Source organism: Streptomyces caniscabiei, from assembly GCF_014930365.1.
Lineage (GTDB): Bacteria > Actinomycetota > Actinomycetes > Streptomycetales > Streptomycetaceae > Streptomyces > Streptomyces caniscabiei.
This window is the reverse complement of sequence record NZ_JABXWI010000004.1, coordinates 659,976-678,237: the sequence shown is the minus strand read 5'-3', so window position 1 is coordinate 678,237 and position 18,262 is coordinate 659,976. Positions and strand designations below refer to the sequence as shown.

Sequence of the window (18,262 nt, the reverse complement as noted above, 5' to 3'; positions counted from 1 at the left end):
GGGCCCCTCCGGGGGCTCCGGCTATCCGGCCGTCGCGAGGAACTGCGTGGCCGCCAGCTCCGCGTACAGCGGGTCGGCGGCCACCAGTTCGCGATGTGTGCCGACCGCGCGGACCCGGCCGGCGTCCATGACCACGATGCGGTCGGCCATCGTCACCGTGGACAGCCGGTGGGCCACGACCAGCACCGTCGTCGTACGGGCCACGTCGGCGACCGTGTCGCGCAGCGCCGCCTCGTTCACCGCGTCCAGCTGGCTCGTCGCCTCGTCGAGCAGCAGCAGCCGGGGGCGGCGCAGCAGGGCCCGCGCGATGGCGACCCGCTGCCGCTCTCCGCCGGAGAGCTTGGTGCCCCGGTGTCCGACCAGGGTCTCCAACCCCTGTGGGAGCTTGGCGACCAGACCGTCCAACCGGGTCGTCTTCAGCACCCGTGTCAGGTCGCCCTCGTCGGCGCGCGGGTTGCCCAGGAGCAGGTTGTCCCGCAGCGTCCCGGACAGCACGGGCGCGTCCTGTTCGACGTACCCGATCGCGGACCGCAGCCGGGACAGCTCCCACTCGGCGACATCGCGGCCGTCGACCGTGATGAGACCCGCCTCGGGGTCGTAGAACCGTTCGATGAGCGAGAAGACCGTGGTCTTGCCGGCGCCCGACGGGCCCACGAACGCCGTCATGCCCCGCGCCGGGACCTCGAAGGTCACCCCGTGGTGGACGTACGGCAGGTCGTCGGCGTACCGGAAACGGACCTCGTCGAAGGCGAGGGCGGCGGGCTCCGCGTCCGGCGACGGCAGCGGAGCCGGTACGGAGGCCGGCTCGGCGGGCAGCCGCAGCGCCTCCTGGATACGGGCGAGCGCCGCGGCACCCGTCTGGTACTGGGTGATCGCGCCCACGACCTGCTGGATCGGCGACATCAGATAGAAGACGTACAGCAGGAACGCCACCAGTGTGCCCACGTCGATCGCGCCGGTCGCGACCCGCGCGCCGCCCACCGCCAGCACCGTGATGAACGCGATCTGCATGGCGAGCCCGGCCGTGTTCCCGGCGGCGGCCGACCACTTGGCGGCCCGCACGCTCTGCCGCCACGACTCCTCGGCCGCCGCGTGGATCGTCTCCTCCTCACGGTGCTCGGCGCCGGACGCCTTCACCGTCCGCAGCGCGCCGAGGATCCGCTCCAGCGAGGCGCCCATCGCGCCGACCGCGTCCTGCGCGGCCTTGCTCGCCCGGTTGATACGCGGCACGATCACCCCGAACACCACGCCCGCGCCCACGATCACGCCCAGGGTCACGGCCAGCAGCACCGGGTCCACCAGACCCATCAGCACCACCGTCGCCACCAGGGTCAGTCCGCCGGTGCCGAGGCCCACCAGGGTGTCGGTGGTCACCTCGCGCAGCAGCGTGGTGTCGGAGGTGATCCGCGCCATCAGGTCGCCCGGCTCGCTGCGGTCCACCGCCGTGATCCGCAGCCGCAGCAGATACGACGACAGGGCGCGCCGCGCGCCGAGCACCACCGACTCGGCGGTGCGCCGCAGCACGTACGAACCCACGGCGCCCAACGCCGCGTTGGTGACGACCAGCGCGGACATCAGGGCCAGCGCCCAGGTGATCGTCCGGTCGTGCGAGAGGTCGTCGATCAGCTCCCGGGCCACCAACGGCAGGGCCAGGCCGGTCGCCCCGGTGACCAGGGACAGCAGCGCGCCCAGCAGCAGTGCCCCACGATGGGGCCGTACATAGCCGAGCAGCAGCCGCCAGGTGGGTGGCTGCCGCTCGGCGGTGGTCTCAGGGGTGCTCACAGGGCTCCTCGGCAGGTCGGTCGGGGAGTGGGGACCGGGGCGCGGAGCTTCAGCCTACGTCGGGGGTGAGGAGCACCGGGAACGGCTGTCAACCGCCCAGCAGCGTCCTCCAGTCCCGGGCGACGGTGAGCACGGCCGGTCCCCCGTCGGCTCCGTCGTCCGGCGGGTACTCGTCGATCATGCGCGCCAGGACCTCGCCGGGACCCAGTTCGAGGAAGGCCTGCACACCGTCCCGGCGCATCAGGTCGAGCGCGGACGAGAAGCGCACGGGGTCACGCAACTCCCGTACCCAGAACTCCGGTTCGGTGGCCTCGGCGCCGACCGGGCGCGCGGTGACGTCCGAGATCAGCGGGACGCGCGGGGCCCGCAGGTCCATGGTCGCCAAGGTGGCGCGGTAGGAGTCCAGGACGGGATCCAGGTGGTGCGAGTGCGCGGCCAGGCCCACCCGCAGCAGCCGGGTGCGGCGGCCCCGGTCCGCCCAGCCGTCGTGCACCGCCGTCACCGCGTCCCGGTCGCCCGAGACGACCAGGGCCCGGGGTCCGTTGACCGCCGCGACCACCACTCCCGGCTCCCGCTCCAGCTCCTGGGGGGTCACCTCCAGCGCCGCCATGGCCCCCGGCGTCGCGATCGCGCCCATGAGCCGGGACAGCGTGCCCACGGCCCGGCACGCGTCGGACAGCGAGAAGACCCCGGCGGCATGGGCGGCGGCCATCCGGCCCGCCGAGTACCCGAACAGCACCTGCGGTGTGAGGCCCACGCTCTCCAGGAGGCGGTACTGGGCCACCTGGAGAGCGAAGATCGCGGGGTTGGCGAACGCGATCCGGTCGAGCAGCGCGGCCGTGCGCGTCCCGGGCTCGGCGAACATCACGTCCCGCAGCGGTACGTCGAGGTACGGGTCCAGGGCCGCGCAGACCTCGTCGAGGGCCGTCGTGAACACCGGCCGGGAGTCATACAGTTCGCGCCCCATGCCCGGCTGCTGCGAACCCCCGCCCGAGAACAGGAACGCGGTCCGGCCCAGCCCGGGCGGGGCGGAGCCGGCCGGGACCCGCGCCGACCCGGCCGTCAGCCGATCGACGACCTCGCGCGCCGACCCGCACACCACGAGCCGCTCCAGATCGCCGGGGTGCAGGAAGCCCTCGTCCCCGACGTGCCGCAGGAAGTCGAGCAGCGGCCGGTAGAAGCCGGTCGGATCGAGGAGCAGGCACGGCTTGCGGTGGATGCGCAGCTGCGCCCACGCCAGCACCTCGGACAACTCCTCCAGCGTCCCCAGACCCCCGGGCAGCGCCACGAACGCGTCGCCCCCCTCGGCCATCCGAGCCTTGCGTTCATGGATGCCGTCCACCACCACGAGCTCGTCGAGCCCGGTGTGCGCGATCTCGTACGGCAGCATCCGGCGCGGGACCACACCGGTCACCGCGCCCCCGCCGGCCAGGGCCGCGTCCGCGAGCGCCCCCATCAGCCCGGTGCGGGTGCCGCCGTAGACCAGCCGCAGCCCGGCGCCGGCGAGCGCGGCGCCCAGTTCGGCGGCGGAGCGCAGATGCTCCGGGCGGTGTCCTGGCGAGGCGCCGCAGAACACCGTCACCCCCTTCACCGCCACAGCCCGTACCCCCGGGTGAGGACGCGATACGGGTCGTAGTGCCCCTTGGCCCGGTCCAGCCCGTCGTAGGCGCGACCGAAGTGCGCCCGCCAGTCCTCCGGCGTCATCGGCACCGCGCTGGCCGGGTACAGCACACCGCCGAGCCGCCGCGCCCGCTCGTACACCGCCCGGTTGGCCGCCACCAGCCGCCGGACGCGGTCCGGGTCCTGGGGCGGGGCCGTGCGCATCAGCGAGAGCAGACAGAGCCGTTCGCCCGGCGGCCTGCGCAGCAGCGGGGCGCGCAGGGCGGTGCCGTCGAGGGGACGCAGCTGGACCGTCCCGCAGGTGCGCAGCCCGTGCTGGGCCGCGTCGGCGAGCACCTCCGCCACGAAGGCGGGGGCCGCCTCCTCCGGCAGCAGCAGGGTCAGCCACGGATGCGGACGGCCCCACTCGCCCGTCACCCGCAGGATGCGCTCGTCGCGGTCCAGGCGCCGCAGATACTCCTCGTACGCGAGGTCCTCGATCTCCTCCAGGTCGTGGTCGTGGGCCAGGTCGCCGATCAGCGCGGCGTCGTCCGGCAGTCGGTCCGTGTGCGGGGCGACCGCCTCGACCACGTAGTCCCAGCTGCCGCCGAGGGCCGGTCGCACCTGCCCGCACACATGGCTGAAGCGGTCGTCGCGGGCGAGCCGCCGCTGATCGGCGAAGTACGTGGCCGGGTCCTGGTGACAGAGACGGTAGCGGCGCACGAGCGCGGGCGCGGGCAGCAGCGGGAGGGTGGCCCGGACGGTCAGCGCGCACTGGCCGAGACCGGCGAGGACGGCGTGGAACAGGTCCCGGTTCCGGTCGCGGGAGCAGGTGACCGCCTCACCGGCGCCCGTGACGACGTCCAGCTCCCGCACCTGGTCGGCGACCAGCCCGTACCGGTGGCTGGAGCCGCCGAAGCCGCCGGTGGTGAGCACGCCGCCGACACTGCCGCCGAGGTGGTCGGGGAGGACCGCAGGGGTCAGCCCCTCGGAAAGGGCGGCGCGTACGACATCGCTCCAGAGCGCGCCGGCGCCCGCGACCAGCACCCGCTCCTCCGGCAGACAGCGCACCTCGTCCAGCCCGCCCATGTCGACGACGCAGCCGCCGTCGACCTGCCCCTGCCCGTACAGCGCGTAGCCGCCGCCGCGCGCCGCGACGGGCAGTCGGCGCGGGCCGGCGTGGGCGAGGACGTCCTGGATCTCGGCGACCGACGTGGGCGTGCACACGCTCAGCGGGCGCGAGGTGACGATATGACCGAAATCGTCGGCGGCCCGTGCGAGCCGCGCGGCGGTGTCCGGCGGCGGGGTGAATTCGGACACCGCGGTCATGCCGCACGCTCCAGTTTTCCGAGGTCGAATCCGTCCCCGGAAATCCGGGTCTCGAAAATTTCGGAGAACACCTGCTGCTGCAGAAAACCGTGCTCGGCGTGCCGCTCGGCAATCAAACCCGCCATGCGCGTCAGGATGTGCTCGGGCAGATCCCGTCTGTGCAGGTTCTCCACATCCAGTGAATATTTCGCGCAGCATTCCAGGACGGCCTCGAAACCGTTGACGGAAGCGGCGAACCACCGGTGCCGCGGATCTTGCCAGAGGGTGGCCAGCTCGTCGAGCAGACCCCGCTCGGGGGCCGGCGGCGCCAGCATCACCCGGGCCCGACGGGTGAGGGCAGCGACGTACTCGGCGCGCCCGGGGGCCCGCAGCAGCCGTACGGTCAGCCGCCAGCCGAGGTCGGCACGGCGGGCGGACAGCTCGCGCAGCAGGGAGATCGAGCCGCCCTCGACGATCACGAAGCGGTGCCGGGCACCCAGCTTCTCCACCAGCGTGACCAGCGCGTCCGTCGCCTGTGCCGCACACAGGTCGCCGTCGGCCACCGTGCGGTCGCCCAGCCAGTACCGCTGGACCCCCGGCACCGCCGCGCCCGCTCGGGCGCTCGTGGTGGCCAGGTCCGTGAAGCACTGCAACCGGTCCGCGACGACGACGGGGGCGCCGGTCACCCGGGCCAGATCCGTGGCCGCCGCGCTCTTCCCGACGCCGGTCGGCCCGGCGACGAGGTGGACGAAGGGTGGTGCCTCGGAAGGTGTTCCGCTGTCGGCCATGGCTGGCGCCGCCTCCTGGTTCCGGAGCTTGCACGAGTGAGTTGATCAACATCAAGTTACGCAGGTACGGGTCCGTGCAAACACCAGAAGTACGCCTTCTCAAGGCAAAGAGATGGCTACTTTCCTCTCGCTTGGTTAAAGGTTGAATTGCAGGGGGCGGAAGGTTGGATTCCGAGCTGCCGGGCGAGATATGAGAGACCTGCGGAAGCGTTTATCGACCGCGCTGTCTCACTTGTTTCTCATGTTTCTGTCCCGACGAAACAATCCGTTAACAGAAAGGGCCCTCCCATGCGGACCGACATGCTGCACGCGCTCACCGGGACCGTCCCCGCGCCGCGCGACAGGGGTGCCGTGCTCGTCGGCTACGGAGCCGTCGACGAACTGAACCGGTACGCCGCCACCCCCGGTTGGACCGTGTACATCCCCGGCCACCCGGACGAGGTGCGGCACACGGTCACCACCGCCCTCGCCCACGGGGAGCGCGCGTACGTCCACGTCTCCGCGCGCTCCAACGCCTCCCCGTACGAGGCCACCGGCGGCTTCCGTCTCGTGCGGCCGGGACTCGACGGCGTCGTGCTCGCCGTGGGCGCCGCGCTCGACCCCGTGCTGCGCGCCACCGCCGGAATGGACCTCGCCGTCCTCTACGCCGCCACCATCCGCCCCTTCGACGAGATCGGCCTGCGCACGGCCGTCCTCGCCGCCGACCACGCGGACGTCGTCCTCGTCGAGCCGTGCCGGCCCGGCACCTCGGCGAGCCAGGTCGCCGAGACCCTCGTCCACGTACCGCACCGACTCCTGGCTCTCGGCGACGCGGACGGCCTCGACGAGAACGAGATCGCCCGGGCCGTGCGGGGCTTCATGCGCTGACGTTATCGAGCGCCGCGCGCGGCGAGGGCGGCGAGCGTGGTGTCGAGATCCGCGGGCCGCGGGCGGTTGTGCGGCAGTCTGCTGAGGACCGCCGCCATGCCGCAGGTGTCGGTGACCGCCGAGAGGACGAGGCCGCCGGCGATCGCGGCCGACAGCGACAGCCATGCCGGGTGCAGGAGCCCGAGGCCCAGCCCGACGAGGACGAGCGCGCCGGCGGTGAGACGGACCTGGCGTTCCATCGCCCACGTGGCCCGCGCGCCACCGGACGGACGGTGCAGCTCGTGCCCCTCGGCCGCCCAGGCGTTGGTGCCTCCGGTCAGATCGGCAGCCGGGACGCCGTGCCGGGTGAGCAGTGTGCGGGCCTCCTCCGACCGGGCGCCCGACCGGCAGACGATCAGCAGCTCGGCCTCGGCCTTCCGGAGGGCGGGCAGGGCCGACTCCAAGCGGTCGAGCGGGACGTTCAGGGCGCCGGGGACATGCCCGGAGGCGTACTCGCCGGGGGTGCGGACATCGATGACGGTCAGCTCCGGCAGCCGCCGCCGGGCCTCGCCGACGCCGAGCCGATCGGTGCCGGGGGTGCGGGAAGTGCGAGGGGTTGTCATGGTGCCTGCGATCCTTTCCTGCGGGGGGCGGTAAAATACCCCCAAGGGTATGTAGAGGAGTGGGTGGTCGTGGAGCTGCAGTTCGAGGGTGATGAGCTCAAGTCGGTGCTGAACCGGCTGCGGAGGGCCCAGGGGCAGATCTCCGGGGTGATCAGGATGATCGAGGAGGGGCGCGACTGCGAGGACGTCGTCACTCAGCTGGCCGCGGCCTCCCGTGCCCTGGACCGAGCGGGCTTCGCGATCATCGCCACGGGGCTGCAGCAGTGCCTCACCGATGCCGAGAAGAACGAGCGGAACGGCGAGACGAACGAACAGATGCGGGCGCGACTGGAGAAGTTGTTCCTGTCGCTGGCGTGAACGGGCGCGTCCAGTCAACCGCCTGACGCCATGCGGGGCGGCCCGCGCCGTGGCCGGGCTCAGCCGGTCGATGCGATCGCGTCGATCAGCATGGCCGTGGCCACGGCCAGCAGCAGCCAGGCGAAGATCCGCCGGAGGGTGTCCCCGGAGACCTTGGCGGCCAGCCGCCGGCCGTCCCAGGCGCCGAGCACGGCTGCCGCGACGAAGGGGGCGACGACCGCCCAGTCGAGGGTCTCGGCGGTCCCCGCCCGGCCCGCGAGAGCGGCGAACGAGTTCACGGTGATGACGAGCAGACCGGTGCCGACCGCGTCGCGCATCCGCAGGCCCACGACGTTCATCAGGGCCGGTACGGCGAGGAATCCGCCGCCCACCCCCAGGACGCCGGTGACGCCGCCGAGCCCCGCGCCGGACAGGGCGACCCGGCTCGGTCGTACCGTCGACGCCTCCCGTCGCGTGCCCGACGGGCGCAGCATGCGGTAGGCGGCCAGTCCGGCCGTCAGTGCGAAGGCCGCGGTCAGCAGGGGGGACGGCAGTCCGGCCGAGAGCGCCCCGCCGAGTGCCGCGGGCAGCAGGCCCGCCGCCGCGAAGAGCAGGCCGGCGCGCAGGCGGACCGTGTCGGCCCGGAGGTGCGCGGCCAGCGCCGTCGCCGAGGTGACCGTCACGATCACCAGGCTCGCGGTGGCCGCCGCGGCCGGGGCGAACCCGAGCAGATAGACCAGCGCGGGCACGGCGAGCACACTGCCACCCCCGCCCAGCGCCCCGAGTGAGAGCCCGACCACCGCCCCGGCGACCAGCGCCAGCACGAGCGCGGTCATACCGGGGAAACGCGACTCGACCCGACCCTGTCGAGGTGTGCGCCCCGCCCCGGTCGGACGCCTCCGCCGGGTGACGCGGCGGGGGTGGTATGCGTCGCGGGCGTCCTGGTTGCCGGGGTGCTGTCGGTCCCGGTCGCCGGTGCGCGGTGTGTCTCGGGCCTCTCGTCCGCCCGAACGTCGCGTGTCTCGGGCGCCGGGAGGTGGAGTGCTCCGGCGGCTCCGGTGGCTCCGGTCGTCGGCAGGCCGGCTGCCCTGGTGGTTCCGGGTGCCGGGAGGTCGCATGTCCCGGTGGTCTCGGCTGCTGGGGTCTCCCGCGTCCCGGGCGTCCCGGGCGGTCCGGGCGTCTCGACGGCCGAGGCATCGCGTGCCACGGGCGACCTGGTGCCAGGGGTGCCGTGCGACGCGGGCTGTCCGGCGCCCTGGACGGCCCGAGCGGCGAGGGCCCGGGTCGGGTGGGCCGGCTCCGGTGTCGGGCTCGTCACCGGCAGGCCGGCGGCCTCCGCCCCGGTGAAGCTGTCGTCGACGGCCACGACGTCACGGCCCACCGCGTCCAGCAGGGACGCGGCGATGGCGGCGCGCATGCCTCCGGCGCAGTGCACCCAGACCGTGCCCTCGGGGATGTCGGCCAGCCGGTCGCGCAGCCGGTGCACCGGTATGTGCACCGAGCCGGCGACATGGCCGGTTGCGGCGCGCTCGGCGGCGCGCCGGACGTCGACGACCACCGCCCCACCCCGGTCGAGGGCCCCGGCCAGGCCGGCGAAGGTGCCGCGCGGGAACGAGCGCGGCCGGTCGCCCTCGGGCAGCCAGTCGGCGGGGGACCCGGTGGCCGCCGCGGCCGGCCGGTCGATACCGACGCGCACCAACTCCCGCTGCGCCTCGGCGAGTCGCTCCGGCGACTCGGCCAGCAACGTCACCGGCTTCCCCCAGGGCAGCAGCCAGGCGAGATACGTGGCGAGCTGCCCGTCCGCCTCGAAGTTCACGGCCCCCGCCACATGTCCCTCGGCGAACGCGACCCGGTGGCGCAGATCCACCACCCATTCGCCCGCCGCCAGCCGCGCGGCGATCTCCTCGGCCCCGGCCGGGGCGGGCGGCGTCAGATCCACCGGGGCCGGCCCCCGCGCGTTGACGGGCCCCATGTGCGCGTAGTACGCCGGAACGTCGTCGAGCGTCGCCAGCAGCTCCGCGACGAACGTGTCCGCGTCCTTGACCAGTGCGTCGTTGGCGACCCGCTCCCGCCCGATGGTCGTGGCTCCGCCTTGCGACCCTCCGGCGGAGCAGAAACTCCCGAAGCCGTGCGTGGGCAGGACGGCCGTATCGTCCGGCAGCTCCTCGGCCAGCCGGTGCGCCGAGGCGTGCTGGGTGCGGGCCAGCTCGTCCGTGAGCCGGGGCTCGACGAGATCCGGCCGTCCGACCGTGCCGATGAGCAGGGACCCGCCGGTGAACGCGGCGACCGCCGTGCCGCCCTCCTCCAGCGCGTACGCGGTGTGGTGCGGGGTGTGCCCCGGCGTGGCGACCGCCCGCAGGGTCAGACCCTCATCGATCTCCACCGCGTCGCCGTCGTGCACCGGCACCCGGTCGTAGGCGACCCGCGCCCCGGCGGGCACCAGATAGGCGGCACCGGTCAGCCGGGCGAGTTGCAGTCCGCCGGTGACGTAGTCGTTGTGGACGTGCGTCTCGACGACGTACGCGATCCGCACGCCCCGCCGGGCCGCGGCCCCGATCATCCGGTCGATGTCGCGCGGCGGATCGACCGCCACGGCACCGCGCGGGCCGCCCGCCAGATAGCTCCGGTTGCCCAGCCCCGGCACCTCGATGGTGTCGACGAAGTACACGGCAGCGCTCCTCTCCTCGTTCACGCCGAACGCCCGAGATTTACCCCCGGGGGTATATGGCCCACCGTAGCAGAAATACCCAGGGGGGTATCCTGGCGCTCCGGTCGACGCGTGGGGCGGCGCGCACACCGGTGTCGCCGGCAACCTTTTCGGCCAGGGCCTCGCCCGCTCGGGAGGCCCTACTCGCTGGTCAGTCCGTAGGGTGACCATGGGCGGGCGACCGCTCTCTCATGGATCGACGGAAAGGTTCACCATGGCGCAGGAAGTACGCGGCGTGATCGCACCGGGCAAGAACGAGCCGGTGCGGATCGAGACGATCGTGGTGCCCGACCCGGGACCGGGGGAGGCCGTGGTGAAGGTGCAGGCGTGCGGGGTCTGTCACACCGATCTGCACTACAAGCAGGGCGGGATCAACGACGACTTCCCCTTCCTGCTCGGTCACGAGGCCGCCGGTGTGGTGGAGTCCGTCGGCGCGGGCGTCACGGACGTCGCCCCCGGTGATTTCGTCATCCTCAACTGGCGTGCCGTGTGCGGCAGTTGCCGGGCCTGTCGGCGGGGCCGCCCCTGGTACTGCTTCGCCACCCACAACGCCACGCAGAAGATGACGCTCGCCTCGACCGGTCAGGAGCTGTCGCCCGCCCTCGGCATCGGCGCCTTCGCGGAGAAGACCCTCGTCGCCGCCGGCCAGTGCACCAAGGTCGACCCGGCCGCCGCCCCGGCGGTCGCCGGACTGCTGGGCTGCGGGGTGATGGCAGGCATCGGCGCCGCGATCAACACCGGGAACGTGGGGCGCGGGGACAGCGTCGCCGTCATCGGCTGCGGCGGCGTCGGGGACGCGGCCATCGCCGGTTCCCGGCTCGCCGGCGCCGAGAAGATCATCGCCGTCGACATCGACGACCGGAAGCTGACCACCGCCAAGAGCATCGGCGCCACCCACACGGTCAACTCCAAGGACACCGACCCCGTCGAGGCGATCCGTGAGCTGACCGGCGGTTTCGGCGCCGATGTCGTCATCGAGGCGGTCGGCCGCCCGGAGACGTACAAGCAGGCCTTCTACGCCCGCGACCTGGCCGGCACGGTCGTCCTCGTCGGGGTCCCCACCCCGGAGATGAAGCTCGAACTGCCCCTCCTGGACGTCTTCGGCCGGGGCGGCGCCCTGAAGTCCTCCTGGTACGGCGACTGCCTGCCCGACCGCGACTTCCCCATGCTGATCAACCTCTACCTCCAGGGGCGCCTGGACCTGGAGGCGTTCGTCACGGAGACCATCGGGCTCGACGACGTGGAGAAGGCCTTCGAGCGGATGCACGGCGGCGACGTCCTGCGATCGGTGGTGACCCTCTGATGGCCGCCCGCATCGAACACCTCGTCACCTCGGGCCAGTTCAGCCTCGACGGCGGCACCTGGGACGTCGACAACAACGTCTGGCTCGTCGGCGACGACCACGAGGTCGTCGTCATCGACGCCGCCCACGACGCGGACGCCATCGCCGAGGCGGTGGGGGACCGCAGGCTCGTGGCAATCATCTGCACGCACGCCCACAACGACCACATCGACGCGGCCCCCGCCCTCGCCGAGCGCACCGGCGCGCCGATCTGGCTCCACCCGGACGACCTGCCGCTGTGGAAGCAGACCCACCCCGACCGGCTGCCCGACCACTGGCTGGCGGACGGACAGGTGATCGAGGCGGCGGGCGTCGACCTGACCGTCCTGCACACCCCCGGCCACGCGCCGGGCGCCGTCTGCCTGTACGACCCGGGCCTCGGCACGGTCTTCACCGGCGACACCCTCTTCTCCGGCGGCCCCGGCGCCACCGGTCGTTCCTACTCCCACTTCCCGACGATCATCGACTCCATCCGCGACCGGCTGCTCGCGCTGCCGCCGGAGACGGTCGTCCGCACCGGCCACGGCGACCCGACGACGATCGGCGCGGAGGCCCCGCACCTCCAGGAGTGGATCGCGCGCGGTCACTGACGACCGCCAGGGGCCCGGCTGCCGAGAAGGCGTGGCAGCCGGGCTCCGCCATGCGCGCCCTGAAGGCCACGGAAAACCCGACAGAGGATGTCCGGCTTCCACGACACCCTCGTGTCGAGGACGCCGGAACACCCCCGGCGTCGGCCAAGGTGGCACTCGTACGCAATGGAGGTCGGACATGTCGAAGCCGCTGGACGGCAAGATCGCACTGGTCGCGGGAGCCACGCGCGGAGCGGGCCGGGGGATCGCCGTCGAACTGGGGGCGGCCGGGGCGACGGTCTATGTGACAGGGCGCTCCACGCGGGAGCGGCGCTCCGAGTACGACCGGCCGGAGACCCTGGAGGACACCGCCGACCTGGTCACGGAGGCGGGCGGCCACGGCATCGCCGTACCCACCGACCATCTCGAACAGGCACAGGTCCGGACCCTCGTCGACCGGATCACCGTGGAGCAGGGCCGACTGGACGTCCTCGTCAACGACGTCTGGGGCGGCGAGAAGCTCTTCGAATGGGAGAGCCCGGTCTGGGAGCACGATCTCGACAACGGCCTGCGGCTGCTGCGCCTCGCCGTCGAGACCCACGCCATCACCAACCACTTCGCCCTGCCGCTGCTGCTGCGCAACCCCGGCGGCCTGGTCGTGGAGATGACCGACGGCACGGCCGAGTACAACGGCGCCCACTACCGTGCCACCTTCTTCTACGACCTCGCCAAGTCCTCCGTCCTGCGCATGGCGTTCGCCCTCGGCCACGAACTGGGCCCGCGCGGCGCCACCGCCGTGGCCCTCACCCCCGGCTGGCTCCGCTCGGAGATGATGCTCGACCACTTCGGGGTCACCGAGGAGAACTGGCGGGACGCACTCGAACGCGTCCCCCACTTCGCCATCTCCGAGACCCCCCGCTTCGTCGGCCGGGCCGTCGCCGCACTCGCCGCCGACCCGGAGGTCGCCCGCTTCAACGGGCAGTCCCACTCCAGCGGTTCACTCGCCCGGACCTACGGCTTCACCGACCTCGACGGCAGCCGACCGGACGCCTGGCGCTACATCGTCGAGGTACAGGACGCGGGCAAGCCGGCAGACACAAGCGGCTACCGCTGACCGCCGTCACCGGGGTTCGGCGGGCGGCCGTCACCGAGGTGGGCCGGTGCCATCGGGAGTTGCCAGCGTGCGGCGTGGCCGGCCGGGAGCGCCAGATCCTTCCGTACAGCGACGTAATACGCCTCCCGCCCGGCGCGCTGCCGCTCCAGCAGCTCCTGCCACGCCTGCGGATCGCGGGTCCCGGCGCGCAGGAACTCCTCCATCCGCATCACCGTGACGACCCAGGCACGGGCCTTCTCCACCACCTCGGGGCTGCCGAGGAGCAGCAGCGCCTCGCCGGAGGGGTCCCGGGCGACCGTCGCCTCCGCCATGAGGGGCGAGGCCTCCTCCGGCGAGAGCGGGTGGGGATGCGGGTCGTTGCCGAGATGGGAGGCGACCCGGTAGGTCAGCGTGATGGACTGCTTCAGGGCCCGCGCCCAGTCGGCGTACACCGAGAGCCGTCGCTCCTCCCAGCGGGTCTCCCGCTCGCGCCGGAATCGCATCTGTTCGCCCCGCATCACCACCAGGTACGAGCCGAGCGCGCCGATCACCACGCCCAGCAGGGCCGGGAGTTGCTGGATGAAAGTTGACATGATCAGACCGTAACCGGGACGAAGATCGCGTCGCATCGGTCCCGGCGACGGGAGGCGCGGAGTACGTTCTGCCGTATGCATGCGACGGGACGCTTCGAGGGGTACGGGGTTCTCATCACGGGCGCGGCGCGCGGGATCGGCGCGGCGACGGCCCGGCGGCTGGCCGAGGAAGGGGCGCGGGTCCTCGTCACCGATGTGGACGAGGAGTCGGCCGAGCGGACGGTGGCTCAGTTGCGGGAGAGCGGGCTGGCCGCGGAGGCGTACCGCTGCGACGTCGGGGACCGGAATTCCGTCGAGGCGGCCGTCGCGCACGCGGTGACGGCCCTCGGTTCGCTCGACGTCCTGGTCAACAACGCCTTCGGCTGCACCCCGGACGTGCCGCTCTTCGAGGACACCCCGGACGAGACCTGGGCCCGCGACCTGGACCTCACCCTGACCGGTGCGTTCCGGTGCTCCCGCGCCGCCCTGCCGCACCTGGTGGCTTCGGGGCGCGGCGCCATCGTCAACATCGGCTCCGTCAACGGCCTCCAGGACTTCGGCAACCACGCCTACAGCGCCGCGAAGGCCGGCCTCGGCTCGCTCACCCGTACCCTCGCCGGCGACGCCGCGCCGCGTGGTGTCCGCGTCAACCTGGTGGCCCCCGGCACGGTCCGCACCCCCGGCTGGGCGGGTCGCGAGGCCCACCTGCACGACCTCGCCGAGATCTACCCCCTGGGCCGCGTCGGCGAGCCGGCCGACGTCGCGGCGGCGGTCGCCTTCCTCGCCTCCCGCGACGCGGCGTGGATCACCGGCACCACCCTGCGTGTGGACGGCGGCCTGCTGGCCGTGAACACCGCCTTCGCCCGGGCGGCACGCGCGTGGCGGGACGAGGAGGGGGCTTCGAGCGGCCACTGAGGTCGAACTCGTGGCGTCGTAGGGGGTGGGCGGCCGGCCGTCGACCGCGATGTCACCGGAGGCACGCGGTATCCACACGGGGGCGGGCCGACCACCGAACGGCAGGCCGGATTGCTCGACCACAGCATCAGGAAGCCATCAACGCCGCCAGGGCGCGGCCCATCGCGGCGTTGAACTCTTCCGGTGCCAGCGGCAGGCGGGACTTGACGTCCCGGCTCCACTGGTCGGCGAGGATCTCGGTGGCGCCCGCCTCGACACCGTCGAGCGCCGCGTCGGCCAGGTCCGACGGAGCGAGCTTGGCCACGGGCCAGCCCGCCGCCATGTCGGTGTCGGCCAGGCCGAGGTGTACCGCTGTGACGAGCGTGCCCTGCTCGGCGAGTTCCAGGCGGACGCCGTTGGTCATGGCCCAGGCGGCGGCCTTGGTCAGGTGGTAGGCATTGGCGCCCTTGCCCCCGAACCACGACATGGCGGAGAGGACGTTGACGATCGCGCCCCCGCCACTCCCGGCGAGCGTCGGCGCGAACTCCCGGATCATTCCCAGGTGGCCGAACATGTTGGTCTCCAGTTCGTGCCGCACCGCGTCCAGCGAACCGGTCACCAGGTCGGTGCCCGTGCTGATTCCCGCGTTGTTGACGAGGAGCGAGACGTCCGGGGCAGCCGCCGCGGCGGCTTTCACGGATGCGGGATCGGTGATGTCGAGAGACAGCACCTCGACCCCGGGCAGGTCCACGGTCTCGGGTCGGCGGGCCGTCGCGTAGACCTTGCGGGCGCCCCGTTCGAGCAGGCGCTGGGCGAAGGCGCGGCCCAGGCCGCGGTTGGCTCCGGTGACAAGGGCGACGGAGTTGTTGATGTCCATGGCCGTTACGCTAAAACCTGACGCTAACGTCAGAGGCAAGCGCTGGTCGTCAGGGCCGGGGTGAGAGGAGTCACCATGACTGTCACAGTGGCCGCGGGCGAGCGGTTGATCCGCATCGGCGAGGTGGCCCGAGGCGCCGGCGTCTCGGTGCGCGCCGTGCGCTACTACGAGCAGCAAGGGCTGCTCGTCGCGGAGCGCAGCCCGTCCGGCCAGCGTCTGTACCGGCAGAACGCCGTCCCCTTGGTCCGCTTCTTCCAGCAGATGTTCGCCGCCGGTCTCACCAGCCGAAGGATCACCGAACTCCTGCCGTGCTGGGACTCGGGGCACACCGACGCCGAGCAACGAGCCATGCTGCGAACCGAGCGCGAGCGCATCCAGGCCAAGATCGACGACCTACAGGCCGCCCTGGACCACCTCGACAAGGTCATCGCGATCACGGACACGCACCCGTAGACGCGGTCGTCCGGACGTCCCATCAGCGATCTGACCTCGCCGTCCAAGGGTTGTCCCGTGAATTGCTTCCGCCTCTCCGCGACGCCGTCCTGTGGTCCGGGCGGCGGTTACGGCGACCGCGGTGGTCATGACTCTGCGCCGGTCACCGTCCTCGTCGCCGCGACCACCGCGTCGAGCACCCGTTCGGTGTCCGCCGGTGTCGTGCGCCAGTTGCTGAACGCGGCGCGCAGTGCGTGGGTCCCGTGGAGGACCGTCGGGGTCACGAAGGTCTCGCCGGAGGCGGCGATCGCCCCGGCCAGGGCCTGGACCCGTTCCCGGGTGGGCCGTTCGGCGAGGGTGAAGCAGACGACGTTCAGTCGGACCGGTGCGACGAGCGTCAACCCCGGTGCCTGCGCGAGGCGTTCACCGAGGGTGCGGGCCTGCGTGACGTTGCGCTCGACGATCTCGCGGTGCCCGGCCCGGCCGTACGCCATGAGGGAGAACCAGGCCGGGAGGGCGCGCAGCCGGCGGGAGTTCTCCGGGGTGAGGTGCAGGAAGTCCGGCTCGCCGGTGGGGATGCCGAGGTAGGGGGAGTCGTTGCGGAAGACTCGTACCTGGAGGTCCCGGCGACGGGTGAACTGCACGGCCGCGTCGTAGGGCACGTTCAGCCACTTGTGGAGGTCCACGCAGATCGAGTCGGCGGCGTCGAGACCGTCGACGAGATGCGCGTACGACGGCGACAGCGCGGCGAAACCGCCGAACGCGGCGTCCACGTGGAGCCAGAAGCCGTGACGCTCCTTGAGCGTGGCGATGGCGCGGAGGTCGTCGAAGTCGACCGAGTTGACGGTTCCGGCGTTGGCCACCACGATCGCCGGCCGCCCGTCCAGCGCCTCCAGGGCGGCGTCGAGGGCCGTCACGTCCACCGCCTCCCGGTTTCCGGGCAGCAGAGGGACGGTCCGCAGCCGGTCGCGGCCGACGCCGAGCACGGAGAGCGCCTTGGTGATGCTGGAGTGCGGGCTGCCGGACAGCACGTCGACGGGGCCGAGGGCGGCGACGCCCTCCCGGGACACGTCCACGCCCAGCCGTTCGCCGAGCCACTCGCGGGCCACGGCGAGCCCCACGGTGTTGGAGACGGTCGCCCCGGTCACGAAGGCACCGCCGTACTCCGGGCCCAGCCCGAACAACTCCCGCAGCCACTGGAGGGTCTGCCGTTCCAGGGCGCTCGCGGAGGAGTCCTGGCCGCCGGAGACGTTCTGGTCGTACGCACTGGTGAGCCAGTCCCCGGCGACGGCCGCCGGGGTGGCCCCGCCGGTGACGAAACCGAGGTAGCGGGGGCCGGCCGATCCGGAGAAGCCGCCGGCCCAGCGCTCGGCGAACTCCGCCAGGGCCCCCGCCGCGCCGACGCCTTCGAGGGGGAGCGGCACGGTCCCGGGCCGTCCGTCCGGCCGGGCGACGGGCCGGTCCGCGAGCCCCGCCACCTCCTCGGCGGCGAAGTCACGGGCGGCCTGCAGCAGTTCGGGGAGCCGGGAGAGGTCGTCGGCGAGTACGGGGTCCATGATCGGCAGCGTAGGACGGGGAGCGGACCGCGGTCCCGGTCCACCTGCGGGGAAGTGGCCCTCTCGGCGCGCCGACGCGCGACCGGCCACGCGGACCGCGCGGTCCTCCTTCGTATTCAGGTAATTCACCGGAGTTCGGAGGCGAATGATGCGCCTATTTCGGCCGGGTGGGCAAGCGCTTCCAGGAATTACCGGAAGTTACCCCGCCGTACCCGCGTGACGGAAGCCGCCAAGGTATCTGAAAGACCATCATATGGGCGCTATCCGGACACCGTCGAAAAACTTCGTTGAGGCTTGAACGGCGCCGATGGTCTTCACGTATTCGACACCGTGAGCAGGAATCCCGTTACCGTCACCGTCGCGTACCAGGTGGTGCCGGGGCGCGAGGCCGACTTCCACTCCTGGGGGTGGGCCGCGCTGCGTACCAGTGCGCAGCAGCCGGGTTTTCTGGGGGGTGGCGTACTCGTCGACGGAGAGGGTGAGTGGCATGTGGTCTACCGCTTCGACAACGAGGAATCAGCCCGGACCTGGGAGAATTCCGTGGTCTGGGCACAGTGGTCGGCCCGCGCCGACGGACTGGCGCAGGAGACCGGCCGGCGGAGCATCGTGGGCTCCAAGGCCTGGTTCGACTCCCAGAGCGCCCGGGCCCCGACACCGGCCGGACCTCCGGGGCCACCCCCGAAATGGAAACTCTGGTTGGTGAATTCCGGTGCGGTCTTTCCGCCCGTGTTCTTGTTCAACCAGGCGATACTTCCTTATCTCAACGACCTGAATCCGCTTTTCCGTACACTTCTGCTGTGTCTGACCGTGGCAGCCATCGTCACCTGGATTCTCATGCCGAGACTCCAGAGATTCTTGAAGAAATGGCTGTACCCGCCGTTGCAGGCGTTGCGCGGCCGGCACAAACGACGGACCGCCTAGGTCCGAGAACGAAGAGG

The 18,262-nt window shown here is 72.5% G+C and carries 17 protein-coding genes and 1 pseudogene; 8 read left to right on the top strand and 10 right to left on the bottom strand.

Annotated elements, in window-relative coordinates; all coding sequences use genetic code 11:
- Nucleotides 1–21: 21 nt before the first annotated feature.
- The 4 genes from HW837_RS14645 to HW837_RS14630 form a co-directional block, all read right to left on the bottom strand.
- Entirely contained in the window at nucleotides 22–1,782 is a 1,761-nt protein-coding gene (locus HW837_RS14645) for an ABC transporter ATP-binding protein (RefSeq protein ID WP_093790547.1), read from the bottom strand.
- A gap of 88 nt (nucleotides 1,783–1,870) precedes the next feature.
- Nucleotides 1,871–3,379, bottom strand: coding sequence for a TIGR00730 family Rossman fold protein (locus tag HW837_RS14640; protein WP_045560105.1), 1,509 nt, complete (start codon nucleotides 3,377–3,379; stop codon nucleotides 1,871–1,873).
- Nucleotides 3,370–4,710: an FAD-binding protein gene (locus HW837_RS14635; RefSeq protein ID WP_045560106.1), complete on the bottom strand. Its 1,341-nt coding sequence runs from the start codon at nucleotides 4,708–4,710 to the stop codon at nucleotides 3,370–3,372. Before HW837_RS14635 ends, HW837_RS14640 begins: the two co-directional genes overlap by 10 nt.
- Nucleotides 4,707–5,477 carry an isopentenyl transferase family protein gene (locus tag HW837_RS14630; RefSeq protein WP_193379600.1) on the bottom strand — a complete coding sequence of 257 codons (771 nt, stop codon included), beginning with the start codon at nucleotides 5,475–5,477 and terminating at the stop codon, nucleotides 4,707–4,709. The genes HW837_RS14635 and HW837_RS14630 overlap by 4 nt, the downstream gene beginning before the upstream one ends.
- Before the next feature lie 288 nt (nucleotides 5,478–5,765).
- On the opposite strand from HW837_RS14630, the gene HW837_RS14625 reads away from it, so the two are divergent.
- The gene (locus HW837_RS14625; RefSeq protein WP_093790549.1) at nucleotides 5,766–6,344 is read left to right on the top strand and encodes a transketolase; all 579 of its coding nucleotides are present in this window, start codon (nucleotides 5,766–5,768) and stop codon (nucleotides 6,342–6,344) included.
- Between the two features lie 2 nt (nucleotides 6,345–6,346).
- On the opposite strand, the gene HW837_RS14620 is transcribed toward HW837_RS14625, so the two are convergent.
- Nucleotides 6,347–6,946: a rhodanese-like domain-containing protein gene (locus HW837_RS14620; protein ID WP_193379601.1), complete on the bottom strand. Its 600-nt coding sequence runs from the start codon at nucleotides 6,944–6,946 to the stop codon at nucleotides 6,347–6,349.
- Between the two features lie 69 nt (nucleotides 6,947–7,015).
- On the opposite strand from HW837_RS14620, the gene HW837_RS14615 reads away from it, so the two are divergent.
- The gene (locus HW837_RS14615) at nucleotides 7,016–7,303 is read left to right on the top strand and encodes a metal-sensitive transcriptional regulator (protein ID WP_045560110.1); all 288 of its coding nucleotides are present in this window, start codon (nucleotides 7,016–7,018) and stop codon (nucleotides 7,301–7,303) included.
- Between the two features lie 59 nt (nucleotides 7,304–7,362).
- Here the strand turns inward: HW837_RS14615 and HW837_RS14610 are convergent, their stop codons facing one another.
- A complete protein-coding gene (locus tag HW837_RS14610) occupies nucleotides 7,363–8,118 on the bottom strand; it encodes a sulfite exporter TauE/SafE family protein (RefSeq protein ID WP_045560111.1) in 756 nt (251 codons plus the stop codon).
- A gap of 470 nt (nucleotides 8,119–8,588) precedes the next feature.
- A pseudogene (locus HW837_RS14605) lies at nucleotides 8,589–9,950 on the bottom strand (rhodanese-like domain-containing protein); the annotation flags it as partial.
- A 253-nt stretch (nucleotides 9,951–10,203) separates the two neighbouring features.
- Here HW837_RS14605 and HW837_RS14600 point away from each other — a divergent pair.
- The 3 genes from HW837_RS14600 to HW837_RS14590 all read left to right on the top strand — a co-directional run bounded on the left by HW837_RS14600 (nucleotide 10,204) and on the right by HW837_RS14590 (nucleotide 13,014).
- Complete coding sequence (locus HW837_RS14600; RefSeq protein WP_033528607.1) at nucleotides 10,204–11,292, top strand: S-(hydroxymethyl)mycothiol dehydrogenase; 1,089 nt, start codon at nucleotides 10,204–10,206, stop codon at nucleotides 11,290–11,292.
- On the top strand, nucleotides 11,292–11,921 hold the full coding sequence (locus tag HW837_RS14595) for an MBL fold metallo-hydrolase (protein WP_045560112.1): 630 nt from the start codon (nucleotides 11,292–11,294) through the stop codon (nucleotides 11,919–11,921). The genes HW837_RS14600 and HW837_RS14595 overlap by 1 nt, the downstream gene beginning before the upstream one ends.
- A 178-nt stretch (nucleotides 11,922–12,099) precedes the next feature.
- Nucleotides 12,100–13,014, top strand: a complete 915-nt coding sequence (locus HW837_RS14590; protein ID WP_193379602.1) for an SDR family oxidoreductase — start codon at nucleotides 12,100–12,102, stop codon at nucleotides 13,012–13,014.
- On the opposite strand, the gene HW837_RS14585 is transcribed toward HW837_RS14590, so the two are convergent.
- Nucleotides 13,005–13,586, bottom strand: a complete 582-nt coding sequence (locus tag HW837_RS14585; protein ID WP_193379603.1) for a hypothetical protein — start codon at nucleotides 13,584–13,586, stop codon at nucleotides 13,005–13,007. The genes HW837_RS14590 and HW837_RS14585 overlap by 10 nt on opposite strands.
- Before the next feature lie 75 nt (nucleotides 13,587–13,661).
- Here HW837_RS14585 and HW837_RS14580 point away from each other — a divergent pair, with 75 nt between their 5' ends.
- Nucleotides 13,662–14,480, top strand: coding sequence for an SDR family NAD(P)-dependent oxidoreductase (locus HW837_RS14580; RefSeq protein WP_045560115.1), 819 nt, complete (start codon nucleotides 13,662–13,664; stop codon nucleotides 14,478–14,480).
- A gap of 127 nt (nucleotides 14,481–14,607) precedes the next feature.
- Here the strand turns inward: HW837_RS14580 and HW837_RS14575 are convergent, their stop codons facing one another.
- Nucleotides 14,608–15,336, bottom strand: a complete 729-nt coding sequence (locus HW837_RS14575; protein WP_045560116.1) for an SDR family oxidoreductase — start codon at nucleotides 15,334–15,336, stop codon at nucleotides 14,608–14,610.
- A 75-nt stretch (nucleotides 15,337–15,411) separates the two neighbouring features.
- Between HW837_RS14575 and HW837_RS14570 the strand changes: the two genes are divergently transcribed.
- Nucleotides 15,412–15,789: a MerR family transcriptional regulator gene (locus HW837_RS14570; protein WP_045560117.1), complete on the top strand. Its 378-nt coding sequence runs from the start codon at nucleotides 15,412–15,414 to the stop codon at nucleotides 15,787–15,789.
- 125 nt (nucleotides 15,790–15,914) lie between these two features.
- On the opposite strand, the gene HW837_RS14565 is transcribed toward HW837_RS14570, so the two are convergent.
- Nucleotides 15,915–17,324, bottom strand: a complete 1,410-nt coding sequence (locus HW837_RS14565) for a pyridoxal phosphate-dependent decarboxylase family protein (RefSeq protein WP_093790552.1) — start codon at nucleotides 17,322–17,324, stop codon at nucleotides 15,915–15,917.
- A gap of 294 nt (nucleotides 17,325–17,618) precedes the next feature.
- Here HW837_RS14565 and HW837_RS14560 point away from each other — a divergent pair, with 294 nt between their 5' ends.
- A complete protein-coding gene (locus HW837_RS14560; protein ID WP_196788878.1) occupies nucleotides 17,619–18,245 on the top strand; it encodes an antibiotic biosynthesis monooxygenase in 627 nt (208 codons plus the stop codon).
- Nucleotides 18,246–18,262: the final 17 nt, after the last annotated feature.